Below are 12,501 nucleotides of genomic sequence, written 5' to 3'. Positions count from 1 at the left end.
CCGTTCCACGCCGCCGTTCCACCGCGCCGCTGACCCCGCCGTTCCACGCCGCCGTTCCACCGCGCCGCTGACCCCGGCGGCCAACGCCGCCGTTCCACCGCGCCGCTGACGCCGCTGGTCCACGCCGCCGGTCCATGCCGCCGGCGGAGTGCCGGCGGGCGAGGTCAGGAGGCGCGGGGGCGGGTCTTCGCGCGGAGCATCTCGCGGTCGGCGGCCTCGAACGCGGTGCCGAGGGCGTCGCGCAGGCCCGGGCCGGTGGCGCCCACCTCGGCGAAGCCGACGCTGACCCCGACCGGAGTGCCGGGCACCAGCGACTCCCAGTCCTCCGTGCGCACCGCGGCGTCGATCCGACGGCCGACCTCGGCCGCCTCGGTCATCCCGGCGCCGGGCAGCACCACCACGAACTCGTCCCCGCCGTAGCGGGCCACGAAGTCGCCCCGGCGCATCACCCGGTTGATCACCCCGGCGACGCGCTGGAGCACCAGGTCGCCGGAGTGGTGCCCGTGCCGGGTGTTGACGGCCTTGAAGCCGTCCAGGTCGCAGACGCCGATCACCACCCGGTCGCCCTGGGAGACCACGGTGGCGATGTAGCGCTCCAGCCGTCGCCGGTTGGGCAGCCCGGTCAGCGGGTCGGTCAGCGCCTCGCCCTCGAAGCGGGCCGCCTCGCGGCGCATCTCCTCGTGGTCGATGCGGGCGGCGATGCCGTCGATGTAGACGTCCCGCAGCCGGTCGTTGCGCTGGGCGGCCAGCCGGAACGCCAGCCGGTCGGCCCGGTGGGCCCCGGCGTGGTCGCCGGCGCGGGCCAGGGCGATGCTGCGCAGCCGGGCCGGTTCGGCCGCGCCCAGCGTCTCGATGGAGACCCGGACGGTGTCGAGCCGGGCGACGGCCTCGATCGGCCGCCCCTCGGCGACGGCCAGGCAGACCTGGCCGAGCTGGCGCATGTCGCGGGCCCGGGCGCTGTCGCCGCCGTGGCCGAGCAGCCGGACGGGGGCGGCGTCCGTGTCGGCGTCCAGCCGGTCGCCCAGGGCCGCCCCTCGGGCGGCGGCGTAGCCGTACGCGGCCAGGCTGCTCGGGCGCAGGTTCCCGCCCCGCCCGCCGCTCAGGAACCGGTCGAGGTCGGCGGCGACGTCCCGCAGCACCCGCAGGCAGCCGTCACTGTCGCCGTTGTGGTCCAGCGCCACGGCGTTGCGCAGCCGGATGCCGGGGGCGGCGAAGGTCTCCTCGGGGATCTCGGCGGCGCCGCCGAGCTGCCGGGCGCGTTCGATCGCACCGAGGGCGTAGCCGTGGAAGCTGAGGTAGGAGTAGGCCATCGCCAGGTCGTGCCAGCCCCACGCGGTGTCCCGGTCGGGGTCCGCCACCGCGCCCAGCGCCCGGGCGGCCTTGACGAGGTGGGTGACGCAGCGGTCCGGGGCGCCCTGGTGGTGTGCGGCGAGGGCGGCCAGCGCGTTGAGGTGCCCGAGCAGGTAGGGCTCGGCGAGGTCGCGGACGGCGGTGGAGGCCTCCTCGACGGCCCGTGTGTACTCCGCCGTCCGCCCCAGGTTGATCACCGCGGACAGGCGTTGCACCAGGGCGTCGGCCCGCGCGTACGGGTCGGTGGTGGTGGTGATGACCCGGTCGAGGATCGCGTACGCCTCGGCGGAGCGGCTGGACTCCTGGAGGGCCCGCGCCCGCGTCAGGGCGTCAACCTGGTCGGTGACCCGGTCGAGCCAACCCACCGCGACCTCCTGTCGGTGTGCGTCCGGACGCACCCGCTCGTGATGTCCAGCGCGACGCCCCATGATTATCTCGTGACCACCGTGCCGCAACACCCGTCCGAAGGGACGAGACGGCAGCGTCCTTCCGTGGCGTTGGCCCGCGCGTCCCGGGCCCTCGCCGACGCCGGGATCGCCTCCGCCCGGGCCGAGGCGGAGCAGTTGGCCGCGTACGTGCTCGGGGTGCCTCGGGGTCGGCTGGCGCTGGCCGACGACTTCACGGCCGAACAGCTCGACCGGTTCGACGGGCTGGTCGCGCGGCGGGCCGGTCGGGAACCGTTGCAGCACCTCACGGGCAGCGCCGGCTTCCGGCACCTGGAACTGGCCGTCGGGCCGGGCGTCTTCGTGCCCCGGCCCGAGACCGAGCTGCTCGCCGGCTGGGGGATCGCGCAGGGCCGGCGCCTGGATGCCGGGCTGGTCGTGGACCTGTGCAGCGGCTCGGGGGCGATCGCCCTCTCGGTCGCCCAGGAGCTGCCGGCGGCCCGGGTGGTGGCGGTCGAACGGTCGGCGGCGGCGCTGCCCTGGTTGCGGCGCAACGCGGCGGCCCGGGTCGCCGCCGGGGACCGGCCGATCGAGGTGGTGGCGGCGGACGCCACCGCCGCCGACCTGCTCGCCGACCTGGTGGGCCGGGTCGACGTGCTGCTGTGCAACCCGCCGTACGTGCCGTCGGACGTCGCCGTACCCGTGGAGGTGGGCCGGCACGACCCGGCGAACGCGGTCTTCGGCGGCGCGGACGGTCTGGCGGTGATCCGCCCGGTGATCGCCCGGGCGGCGGCGCTGCTGCGCCCGGGCGGGGTGCTCGGCGTGGAGCACGACGACACGCACGGCACGGCGGTGCCCGACCTGCTCGTCGCGGACGGCCGGTTCGAGGCGGTCACCGACCATCCGGACCTGACCGGGCGGCCCCGTTTCGCCACCGCGTCCCGCCGGGCGGACGGCCGGCACGCCGCCGCCGGGGCGACGTGGCAGACTGACTCCTCGTGATGCTCTACGACTGCCGGTCGCCCGCCGACCGGGACCGCGGCATCGCCGCTGCCGTCGAGGCGGTCAAGAACGGCGAGCTGGTCGTCCTGCCGACCGACACGGTCTACGGGATCGGCGCGGACGCGTTCACCCCGTACGCGGTCAAGGCCCTGCTGGACGCCAAGGGCGGCCGTCAGGTGCCGCCGCCGGTGCTGATCGGTTCCCGGCACACCCTCGACGGTCTGGTCTACTCGCTGCCCCAGGCGGCGCGGGACCTCGTCGAGGCGTTCTGGCCCGGGGCGCTGACGATCATCGTGGCGCACTCGCCCAGCCTGCGCTGGGACCTCGGCGACTCCTCCGGGACGGTGGCGGTGCGCATGCCGCTGCATCCGGTGGCGCTGGAGGTGCTGCGCGAGACCGGCCCGATGGCGGTCGCCTCGGCCAACAGGACGGGCCAGCCGGCGGCCCTCACCGCGGAGGAGGCCCGCGACCAGCTCGCCTACTCGGTGCGGGCCTACCTGGAGGCCGGGCCCTGTCCGGACCCGGTGCCGAGCACGATCGTGGACCTCACCGGCGAGGTGCCGCAGGTGTTGCGCCAGGGCGCCGTCGGGCTGGAGAAGCTCCGCGACGTGGTGCCCGAGATCCTCGTGAACCAGGGGGTCTGAGTGCCTCCGTTCACCGTGCTGCACGTTTGCATGGGCAACATCTGCCGGTCCCCGATGGCCGAGCGGCTGCTGGCCCTCGCCGTGCGGGAACGGCTGGCCCGCCGCGAGGCCGATCCGGAGCGCGCCGACGAGCTGCTGCACAGCCACAGCGCCGGCACGGGTGGCTGGCACGCCGGCGAGGAGATGAATCCGCCGGCGTCGCGCCTGGTGACCGCCCGGGGTGGCAGCGTCGCCGGCTTCGCCGCGCGCAAGCTGCGGTCCGACCACATCGACGCCGCCGATCTCGTCCTCACGGCCACCGCCGACCAGCAGGACTACGTGGTGGCGCTGCGGCCCGACGCCGCGTCGCGCACGTTCGTGCTGGGCGAGTTCGGCCGGCTGCTCGCCGGGGTGGACGCCGCCGGGCTGCCGGCGGCCGAGGCGACCCCCGAGGGGGTGTACGCGCGCGGTGTGGCCCTGGTGGAGGCCGCCAACGCCGCCCGCCTGGGCAACACGTCGCTGCCGACCGACGATCTCGACGATCCGTGGGGGCGGGGCGACCAGTGCTTCAGCCGGGTGGCCGACGAGATCGAGGAGACCGTCCACCCCCTCGCCGCCGCGCTCCTGCCGTAACCCTCCAGAGGTACCCCCGCGTGTGAGTTTCCTGCGGGTTTGGTGGAAAGGGGTGGTCAAGAGGGTCATTCGGGTCATTCTGGGTGGGTCCTGACCGGCTCCTGCGGGGAGAGCTGATGACCCGGGCACGCCTCGAAAAAGTCTTCACCGTGCTGATCGCCGGCGTGCTGGCGGGGTTGGTGCTCGCGGTGGCGGCCCTCCCGGCCGCGCTGGTCTTCGGGATCGGGTTCTCGGCGATCGCCGGGCCGTACTCGGAGCTGCCGAACACGCTGCGCACGCCGCCCACGGCCCAACGTTCCAACCTCTACGCCAACGACGGCACGACCCTGATCACCTCCTTCTACCAGGAGGATCGGGTGGACGTGCCGCTGACCGAGGTGGCGCCGGTGATGCGGCAGGCGATCATCGCCGCCGAGGACACCCGGTTCCACGAGCACAGCGGGGTGGACCTGCGCGGCGTGGCGCGGGCCTTCGCGGTCAACCAGCGCGACGGGACGACGAGGCAGGGCGCGTCCACGCTGACCATGCAGTACGTCCGTAACGTGCTCAGCAGCGACCCCCGGCTGAGCGAGCGGCAGCGCGCCGCCGCCAGCGAGCTGACCACCGCGCGCAAGATCCAGGAGATGCGGTACGCGCTGGCCCTGGAGCGGGAGCTGACCAAGGACGAGATCCTCACCCGGTACCTCAACATCGCCTACTTCGGCGCGGGCGCGTACGGGGTGGCCGCCGCGAGCAGACGCTACTTCTCCAAGCCGCCGGCGGAGCTCACCCTGGCCGAGGCGGCGCTGCTGGCCGGCCTGGTCCGCTCCCCGCACACCGACGACCCGATCAACGGCGACGCGGACGCCGCGCTCGCCCGCCGGGCGTACGTGCTCGACCGGCTGGTGGAGTCCGGGCAGGTCGGAGCCGAGGCGGCGAACCGGGCCGGGGCCCAGCAGTTGCGGCTGCGGCCCAGCCAGACGCCGAACGACTGCACGGCGGTGCCGGCGGAGCACAACGACTGGGGCTTCTTCTGCGACTGGTTCACCCGCTGGTGGAACGCCCAGCCGGCGTTCGGCGCGACGGTCGACGAGCGGCAGCTCACGCTGCGCCGGGGCGGGTTCTCCATCGTCTCCTCGCTCGACCCGGCCGTGCAGCGCGCCACCACCGAGCAGGTCCGCCGGGTCTACCCGGTGGACGACCGCCGGGCGGCGCCGACGGCGGTGGTCCAGCCCGGCACGGGCCGGGTGCTCGCGATGGCGGTGAACCGCAACTACGGTGTGGCGGCCAACCCGGCCGGGCAGAAGAACCACCCGAACACGGTCAACCAGCTCATCGCCGGGGGTGGGGCGATCGAGGGCTACCAGGCCGGCTCCACGTTCAAGCTCTTCACGATGCTGGCCGCACTGGAGTCCGGGCTGCCGCTCAGCACGGAGTTCGACGCGCCGGAGCGGATCATCACCGACTACTCGGTGACCGAGGCGGCGGCGAGCTGCGACGGGTACTGGTGCCCGCGCAACGCCAACGCCTCCATGGACGGCCGGCACACCATGTGGACCGCCTTCGGGGAGTCGGTCAACACGTACTTCGCCTGGCTGACCGGGCGGGTCGGCGCGGACCGGGTGGTGGAGATGGCCGAGCGGCTCGGCATCGCCTTCCGCTCCGAGGCCGACGCGCGGCTGGCCCGGCACGGGGCGCGCGAGTGGGGGCCGTTCACCCTCGGCGTCTCCGCCACCACCCCGCTCGACCTGGCCGGCGCGTACGCGGCGGTGGCGGCCGAGGGGTCGTGGTGCGCGCCGTTGCCGGTCGTCTCGATCGCCGACGCCGCCGGCCGACCGGTGGCCGCCGGGCGGCCGAACTGTCGCCAGGCGGTCGACGCGGACGTGGCCCGGGCCGCGGCCGACGCGGCCCGCTGCCCCGTCGGCGACCAGTCGATGTACCGGGAGTGCGCCGGCGGCACCGCCGAAGGGCTGCGCCAACAGCTCGGCCGGCCGGTGGCGGGCAAGACGGGCAGCTCGGACGGGTACGCGACGGAGACCGTGGTCGCCTTCACCCCGCAGCTCGCGGTCGCCTCGATCGCCGCGAACCCCGACGACCCGGGTGACCCGGTCGGCCAGCGGGTGCAGCGGCAACTGGTCGAGGCGGTGGGGGAGGTGCTCGCCTTCGCGCTGCGCGACGAGCCGGTGCGCGACTTCGTGCCGCCCAGCGAGACGACCGCCTTCCAACTCACCGGCACCCGCGCCGGCGACTGAGTCCGCGCCGGACGGGTGTGCCCCGCGCCGGCACCGGGCCCGCGCGGCCCGACTGAGCCGGCAACCGGGCCCCGCGCTGCTCAGCGGCGCAGGAACGGGGCGGTGGGCCGCTGGACGGCCTGCTCCGCCTGACGGGCGATGTTGCGGGCCATCCCGCCGAAGACCACGGCGTGGAACGGCGCCACCGAGCCCCAGTACAGGTGCCCGGGCAGCCCGCGCGGCAGGAACACCGCTCGCTGCTGGTAGCGGCTGCCGCCGCCGTCAGCCCCGGTCACCCGCATCTCCAGCCAGGCCCGGCCCGGCAGCCGCATCTCGGCGCGCAGCCGCAGCAGCTCACCGGGCACGATCTCCTCCACCCGCCAGAAGTCCAGCGCCTCGCCGACCTGGAGGTGGTGCGGGTCGCGCCGGCCGCGGCGCAGCCCCACGCCGCCGATCAGCCGGTCCAACCACCCGCGGACGGACCAGGCCAGCGGGAACGAGTACCAGCCGTGCTCACCGCCGACGCCCTCGACGACCCGCCACAGCTCCTCCGGCGGGGCCTGCACCGCCCGCTCGCGAAGGTCGGTGTAGGCGGTCCCGCCGGACCAGTGCGGGTCGCTGGGCAGCGGCTCGGCGGGCGCGTCGGGACCGCTCGCGGTCGACCAGCGGGTCTCCACCTCGCCGTCGCGCACCTTCGCCAGGGCCGCCGCGACCGCCTGGTCGAAGCTGGTCAGCCCCTCCGGTGGGTCGGGGACGTACGCCGCGATGTCGTGCTCGTGGGCGACGGCCTCGTGCACCAGGCTCTCCACCAGCGGCCGGGCGATCGCGTTCGGCACCGGTGTGACGAGCCCGACCCAGTGCGAGGAGAGGGAGGGCGTCAGCGGTCGCACCGGCACGATGGCCCGCTGGCGCAGCCCGGCCACCCGCGCGTAGCGCTGCATCATGTCCGCGAAGGTCAGGATGTCCGGCCCGCCGATGTCGAAGGCGCGGTTGACCTCGGGTGGCAGGCTGGCGCAGCCGGCGAGGTAGCGCAGCACGTCCCGGACGGCGATCGGCTGGATCCGGTTGTGCACCCAGCGCGGGGTGACCATGGCCGGCAGCCGCTCGGTCAGGTAGCGCAGCATCTCGAACGAGGCCGACCCGGAGCCGATGATCACCGCGGCCCGCAGCACCGCCGTGGGTACCCCGCTGTCGAGCAGGATCCGTCCCACCTCGGCCCGCGAGCGCAGGTGTGCCGACGGAACTCCCTGGTCCGCCGCCGGCTCCGGCCCGCCCAGGTAGACGATCCGGCGTACGCCCGCGGCCCGCGCGGCCCCGGCGAACCGGATGGCGGCCTCCCGGTCGGCGGCCTCGAAGCCGGCCTGGCCGAGCGAGTGCACCAGGTAGTAGGCGACGTCCACGCCCTCGAACGCGGCGGGCAGCGTCTCCGGCTTGCGCAGGTCGCCCTCCGCGATCTCGGTCCGCGCCGCCCATGGCACGTCCCGCAGCCGTCCCGCCTTGCGAACCAGACAGCGCACCGCGTGCCCCTCGGCCAGCAGCCGGGGTGCCAGCCGCCCGCCGATGTATCCCGTCGCTCCCGTGACCAGGCATCTCACGGTCTCCAGTGTGCGGCCCAATAGACTCTGGCGCTGTGGCTATTGAGACGCGCACCTTCTGGGGGCCGGACTTCGACCAGCTCAGCGGCACCGATCCGGAGATCGCCGGGGTGGTGCTCGGCGAGCTGGACCGGCTCCGGGGCGGACTGCAACTGATCGCCAGCGAGAACCTCACCTCGCCGGCGGTGCTGGCCGCGCTCGGCTCCACCCTGACCAACAAGTACGCCGAGGGCTATCCGGGCCGGCGCTACTACGGCGGCTGCGCCGAGGTCGACCGGGCGGAGGAGATCGGCATCGCGCGGGCGAAGGAACTCTTCGGCGCCGAGCACGCCAACCTCCAGCCGCACTCGGGGGCGAGCGCCAACCTGGCCGCGTACGCCGCGCTGGTCCAGCCCGGGGACACGGTGCTCGCCATGGACCTGCCGCACGGCGGCCACCTCACCCACGGCAGCCGGGTCAACTTCTCCGGCAAGTGGTTCCACACCGTCGGCTACACGGTCCGCCGCGACACCGAGCTGATCGACTACGACGAGGTACGCGACCTGGCCCTCGCGCACCGGCCCAAGATGATCATCTGCGGTGCGACGGCGTACCCGCGGCTGATCGACTTCGCGCGGTTCCGCGAGATCGCCGACGAGGTCGGGGCCTACCTGATGGTCGACGCCGCGCACTTCATCGGGCTGGTCGCCGGGCAGGCCGTCCCGTCGCCGGTGCCGCACGCCGACGTCGTCTGCCTCACCACGCACAAGGTGCTGCGCGGGCCGCGCGGCGGCATGATCCTGTGCCGGGAGTCGCTGGCCCAGCGCATCGACAAGGCGGTCTTCCCGTTCACCCAGGGCGGCCCGCTGATGCACGTCGTCGCCGCCAAGGCGGTCGCGTTGCGCGAGGCCGCCCAGCCCGAGTTCCGGGCGTACGCCGACCGGGTGGTGACCAACGCGCGGGCGCTCGCCGCCGGGCTGGCCGACGAGGGGATGCGCCCGGTCTCCGGGGGCACCGACACCCACCTCGCCCTGCTCGACCTGCGCGAGGTCGGGGTGACCGGCGCCGACGCCGAGGCGCGCTGCGACGCCGCCACCATCACCCTGAACAAGAACGCCATCCCGTACGACCCGCAGAAGCCGATGGTGGCCTCGGGCATCCGGGTGGGCACCCCGAGCGTCACCACCCAGGGCATGCGCGAGCCGGAGATGCGTCAGGTCGCCTCGCTGATCGCCCGCGCCGTGCGCACCGATCCGGCCGCACCCGGGGGCGCCGACACCCTCGCCGGGATCGCCGGCGAGGTCGCCGAGTTGGCCGCCGCCTTCCCGGCGTACCCCCGATGAGCGAGCCGCGCGCGGGCGAGCGGGGCGCCATCCGGGCCCGGCTGCCGTATCTTCGCCTGCCGCTGCTGGCCTGCGCGGCGCTCGCGCTGGTCGCGGTGCCGACCGCGGCGGTGCTGCGGGGCGGCACCGGCGCGGCCGGCGTGGCCGCCGGGATCGCGCTGGTCGTCGCCAGCTACCTGGTCTCCGGTGTCTCGGTGGCCTGGGCCGACGCCGTCAATCCGCGGATGATCATGTCGGTGGGGCTGGTCACCTACGCCACGAAGATCGTGGTGCTCGGGGTGGCGATGGCCGCCGTGGCGGCCACCGGCTGGCCCGGCCTGCCGGACATGGGGGTGGCGATCATCGCGGCCGTGGTGGTCTGGACGGGCGCCCATCTCGCGTGGGCCCTGCGCTCGCCGCTGCCCACCTTCCAGCGGCACGGTGAGTGAGCGTTCTGTCGGATCTGCGTCCGGCATTTCGGGCTGCCGCGGCGGGCCGCACGGGAGTAACCTGACCAACGACTTCCGCGCCCGCACCAAGGCCCGCACGCTGTCCGCAGTGTGGGGGGTGCCGCACACTCCCGCGCGTGCCTGCTGATATTGTTCGCCACGTCATGGCCGAAGACCCACACCCCCGCAGGTCCGGCGAGCCCTCGTCGGAAGGCGTGGCAGGGGCCGTTCTGGGCTACCTACTCGCCGGCATCGTGGTGTGGGGCTTCCTCGGGTGGTTGGCGGAGCGACTTCTCGATCTGCCCACCGGCGTCGGGGCCGCCGTCGGCATGATCTTCGGCGCGGCCGGAGCGATTTACCTGATCATGAAGAGGCTCAGTGCTTGAGTGCCAGCACGCGCGGGTCTGTCGAGTGCGGAGGATGACACGGTGAGTGGACAGCTCGTCGCCGCCGAGGGGCTTCCCTGGCCCCCCAGCGTCGGAGATTTCTACCCGCCGGACGTGGCTGGCCCCTGGGTCACCAAGTTCGGGATCATGGTCTGGCTCGCGGTCGCGTTGCTGATCATCTTCTTCATGCTCGCCTACCGGAAGCCCAAGCTCGTTCCCGGCAGGGCCCAGTGGGCAGCGGAGTCGGTCTACGGCCTGGTCCGGGACAACATCGCCCGCGAGCAGATCGGCAACGAGGGCATCCGCTTCGCGCCCTACTTCACGGTGCTGTTCAGCTTCATCGTGCTGACCAACCTCTTCGCCATCGTGCCCGGTCTGCAGATCTCGCCCAACTCGCACATCGCCTTCCCGATCGTGCTCGCGTTGATCTCCTACGTGATGTACCTCTACGTCGGCGTCCGCAAGCACGGCCTCGGCAAGTACCTCAAGATGAGCCTGATCATCCCGAACGTGCCGTGGCCGATGCACTTTCTGCTGATCCCGATCGAGCTCATGCAGAACTTCATCGTCCGGCCGGTCACCCTGGCCCTGCGGCTCTTCGCCAACCTCTTCGCCGGCCACCTGCTGCTGCTGGTCTTCACCGTCGGCGGCTTCGTGATGCTCAACTCGAGCAGCCTGTTCATCCAGGTGACCTCGGTCTTCTCCTTCCTGATGGCGATCGTGATGGCCTTCTTCGAGGTGCTGGTCGCGATCCTGCAGGCCTACGTCTTCGTCACGCTGAGCGCGAACTACATCGGGACTTCGCTCGCCGACGAGCACTGATCGGCTCGGCGGGTCGCCCGGCCCGACCAAGCTTCTGGTACCGACCGCGTACGCGTGAGACCTCACGCGTCGAACAGGAGGAATACCCGCAATGACTGTTCTTGCCGAAATCGGCGGCAGCGTCAACACCATCGGCTACGGCCTCGCCGCCATCGGCCCCGGCATCGGTGTCGCCCTGGTCTTCGCGGCCTACATCCAGTCGAGCGCCCGTCAGCCCGAGTCCGCCGGCTACAACCGGACCTGGCTGATCCTGGGCTTCGCCCTCGTCGAGGCGCTCGCGCTGTTCGGCCTGGTGCTCGCCTTCGCCGTCCAGGGCTGACGAGAGCTCTCTCCCGACCCGGAGGTCTGACATGTTCATCGCCGCAGAAGGTGTGGAGCACAACCCGATCCTGCCGATCTGGCAGGAGATGGTCATCGGGACCATTTCCTTCATCCTGCTCGTCATCGTCCTGCTGAAGTTCGTCATGCCGCGCATGGAGGCGATGTACCAGGCGCGGGTGGACGCCATCGAGGGCGGGCTCAAGCGGGCCGAGGCCGCGCAGGCCGAGGCGAACCAGGTGCTGGAGCAGTACCGGGCCCAGCTCGCCGAGGTGCGTACCGAGGCGGCCCGGATCCGGGACGACGCCCGGGCCGACGCCGAGGGCATCCGCCAGGACATCCTCGCCAAGGCGCGGGAGGAGTCCGACCGGATCGTCGCGGCCGGCAAGGAGCAGCTCGCCGCCGAGCGCGCCACCATCGTGCGCGAGCTGCGCACGGAGGTCGGCACGATCGCGGTCGACCTGGCCAGCAAGATCGTCGGGGAGTCCCTCGCCGACGAGGCGCGCCGCAAGGGCACCGTCGACCGGTTCCTGAGCAACCTCGAGAGCGCGGGGGCCCGCTGATGCAGGCCGCCAGCCGGGAGTCGTACAAGGTCGCGGCCGAGCGCCTCGACGCGTACGTCCGCGGTGCGGAGCCGTCGGCGGTGGCCACCACCGCCGCCGACATCCTCCTCGTCGCCGACCTGCTGCGGCGCGAGCCGCGGCTGCGCCGGGCGCTCTCCGACCCGGCCCGCTCCGGTGCCGACCGTTCCGGGCTGCTCGGCGAGCTGCTGCGCGGCAAGGTCGGCGCCGAGGCGCTGGACCTGATCGCCTCGCTGGTCGCCGGCCGTTGGTCGGCACCGTCGGAGCTGCTCGGCGCCGCCGAGCGGCTGGGTATCGAGGGGCTCCTGGCGAGCGCCGACTCCGCAGGCGAGCTGGGCGAGGTCGAGGACGAGCTGTTCCGCTTCGGGCAGGTCGTCGCCGGTTCGTCGGAGCTGTCCAGCGCGCTCTCCGACTCGGCGGTCCCCGCCGACCGGCGGGCCACGCTGGTCGACCAGTTGCTCGTCGGCAAGGCCCGGCCGATCACCGGCTACCTCGTCGGGGTCGCGCTCGCCGGCTTCGGTGGACGCAACCTCTCCGGTGCGCTCAGCCGGCTGGTCGAACTGGCCGCCGAGCGGCGGGACCGGCAGGTGGCGTACGTGACCGCCGCGGCCCCGTTGAGTGAAGAGGACGAGCGCCGGCTGGGCGCGAGTCTCTCCGCGATATACGGTCGAGAGGTTTCCGTCAAGCAGACGGTGGACCCCTCGGTTCTCGGCGGCGTGAGCGTACGGGTCGGCTCCGACCTGTACGACGGCACCGTCCTGCGCCGCCTCAACGAGAGCCGCAACGCGCTCGCGAAGCGCTGAGGCGGCACCGCCGCCCAGCGCCTGTGACATAGACGCCATTCGGAC

13 protein-coding genes are annotated in these 12,501 nt (G+C 73.6%); 11 read left to right on the top strand and 2 right to left on the bottom strand.

Features of this window, described 5'->3' with window-relative positions:
• Positions 1-164: 164 nt before the first annotated feature.
• A complete protein-coding gene (locus tag KBX06_RS01015) occupies positions 165-1,715 on the bottom strand; it encodes a GGDEF domain-containing protein (RefSeq protein ID WP_210832264.1) in 1,551 nt (516 codons plus the stop codon).
• Positions 1,716-1,796: 81 nt separating this feature from the next.
• Here KBX06_RS01015 and prmC point away from each other — a divergent pair, with 81 nt between their 5' ends.
• From prmC to KBX06_RS00995, 4 genes are all read left to right on the top strand, one after another.
• Positions 1,797-2,735: a peptide chain release factor N(5)-glutamine methyltransferase gene (gene prmC / locus KBX06_RS01010; protein WP_374225566.1), complete on the top strand. Its 939-nt coding sequence runs from the start codon at positions 1,797-1,799 to the stop codon at positions 2,733-2,735.
• On the top strand, positions 2,735-3,379 hold the full coding sequence (locus KBX06_RS01005; RefSeq protein ID WP_210832917.1) for an L-threonylcarbamoyladenylate synthase: 645 nt from the start codon (positions 2,735-2,737) through the stop codon (positions 3,377-3,379). The genes prmC and KBX06_RS01005 overlap by 1 nt, the downstream gene beginning before the upstream one ends.
• Positions 3,380-3,991 (top strand): phosphotyrosine protein phosphatase, encoded by a 612-nt coding sequence (locus tag KBX06_RS01000; RefSeq protein ID WP_210832262.1) that lies wholly within the window; start codon positions 3,380-3,382, stop codon positions 3,989-3,991.
• 116 nt (positions 3,992-4,107) lie between these two features.
• Positions 4,108-6,222 carry a transglycosylase domain-containing protein gene (locus tag KBX06_RS00995; protein WP_210832261.1) on the top strand — a complete coding sequence of 705 codons (2,115 nt, stop codon included), beginning with the start codon at positions 4,108-4,110 and terminating at the stop codon, positions 6,220-6,222.
• Positions 6,223-6,302: 80 nt separating this feature from the next.
• Here KBX06_RS00995 and KBX06_RS00990 read toward each other — a convergent pair whose 3' ends face one another.
• On the bottom strand, positions 6,303-7,796 hold the full coding sequence (locus KBX06_RS00990; protein WP_210832260.1) for an SDR family oxidoreductase: 1,494 nt from the start codon (positions 7,794-7,796) through the stop codon (positions 6,303-6,305).
• A gap of 35 nt (positions 7,797-7,831) precedes the next feature.
• Between KBX06_RS00990 and glyA the strand changes: the two genes are divergently transcribed.
• From glyA to KBX06_RS00955, 7 genes are all read left to right on the top strand, one after another.
• The gene (gene glyA, locus KBX06_RS00985; RefSeq protein WP_307854370.1) at positions 7,832-9,118 is read left to right on the top strand and encodes a serine hydroxymethyltransferase; all 1,287 of its coding nucleotides are present in this window, start codon (positions 7,832-7,834) and stop codon (positions 9,116-9,118) included.
• Positions 9,115-9,546: a hypothetical protein gene (locus tag KBX06_RS00980; protein ID WP_210832259.1), complete on the top strand. Its 432-nt coding sequence runs from the start codon at positions 9,115-9,117 to the stop codon at positions 9,544-9,546. The genes glyA and KBX06_RS00980 overlap by 4 nt, the downstream gene beginning before the upstream one ends.
• Before the next feature lie 164 nt (positions 9,547-9,710).
• The gene (locus KBX06_RS00975) at positions 9,711-9,932 is read left to right on the top strand and encodes a hypothetical protein (protein ID WP_210832915.1); all 222 of its coding nucleotides are present in this window, start codon (positions 9,711-9,713) and stop codon (positions 9,930-9,932) included.
• Positions 9,933-10,754 (top strand): F0F1 ATP synthase subunit A, encoded by an 822-nt coding sequence (atpB, locus tag KBX06_RS00970; protein ID WP_210832258.1) that lies wholly within the window; start codon positions 9,933-9,935, stop codon positions 10,752-10,754.
• Positions 10,755-10,845: 91 nt separating this feature from the next.
• Positions 10,846-11,073: an ATP synthase F0 subunit C gene (gene atpE / locus KBX06_RS00965; protein ID WP_210832257.1), complete on the top strand. Its 228-nt coding sequence runs from the start codon at positions 10,846-10,848 to the stop codon at positions 11,071-11,073.
• Positions 11,074-11,104: 31 nt separating this feature from the next.
• Positions 11,105-11,635 carry a F0F1 ATP synthase subunit B gene (locus KBX06_RS00960; RefSeq protein ID WP_210832256.1) on the top strand — a complete coding sequence of 177 codons (531 nt, stop codon included), beginning with the start codon at positions 11,105-11,107 and terminating at the stop codon, positions 11,633-11,635.
• The gene (locus KBX06_RS00955; RefSeq protein WP_210832255.1) at positions 11,635-12,456 is read left to right on the top strand and encodes a F0F1 ATP synthase subunit delta; all 822 of its coding nucleotides are present in this window, start codon (positions 11,635-11,637) and stop codon (positions 12,454-12,456) included. The genes KBX06_RS00960 and KBX06_RS00955 overlap by 1 nt, the downstream gene beginning before the upstream one ends.
• The last annotated feature ends 45 nt before the right edge of the window (positions 12,457-12,501 follow it).

Origin of the sequence: Micromonospora sp. C31 (genome assembly GCF_018070575.1) — a bacterium.
GTDB lineage: Bacteria > Actinomycetota > Actinomycetes > Mycobacteriales > Micromonosporaceae > Micromonospora.
The sequence above is the reverse complement of the archived record's forward strand: the minus strand, read 5'-3'. Positions and strand labels throughout refer to the sequence as shown.

What these genes read in the sequence shown, in the direction of transcription:
- KBX06_RS01005 (WP_210832917.1), top strand. Translation starts at nt 2,735, where the DNA reads ATGCTCTACGACTGCCGGTCGCCCGCCGACCGGGACCGCGGCATCGCC.
- KBX06_RS00995 (WP_210832261.1), top strand. Translation starts at nt 4,108, where the DNA reads ATGACCCGGGCACGCCTCGAAAAAGTCTTCACCGTGCTGATCGCCGGC.
- KBX06_RS00980 (WP_210832259.1), top strand. Translation starts at nt 9,115, where the DNA reads ATGAGCGAGCCGCGCGCGGGCGAGCGGGGCGCCATCCGGGCCCGGCTG.
- KBX06_RS00975 (WP_210832915.1), top strand. Translation starts at nt 9,711, where the DNA reads ATGGCCGAAGACCCACACCCCCGCAGGTCCGGCGAGCCCTCGTCGGAA.
- atpE (WP_210832257.1), top strand. Translation starts at nt 10,846, where the DNA reads ATGACTGTTCTTGCCGAAATCGGCGGCAGCGTCAACACCATCGGCTAC.
- KBX06_RS00960 (WP_210832256.1), top strand. Translation starts at nt 11,105, where the DNA reads ATGTTCATCGCCGCAGAAGGTGTGGAGCACAACCCGATCCTGCCGATC.
- KBX06_RS00955 (WP_210832255.1), top strand. Translation starts at nt 11,635, where the DNA reads ATGCAGGCCGCCAGCCGGGAGTCGTACAAGGTCGCGGCCGAGCGCCTC.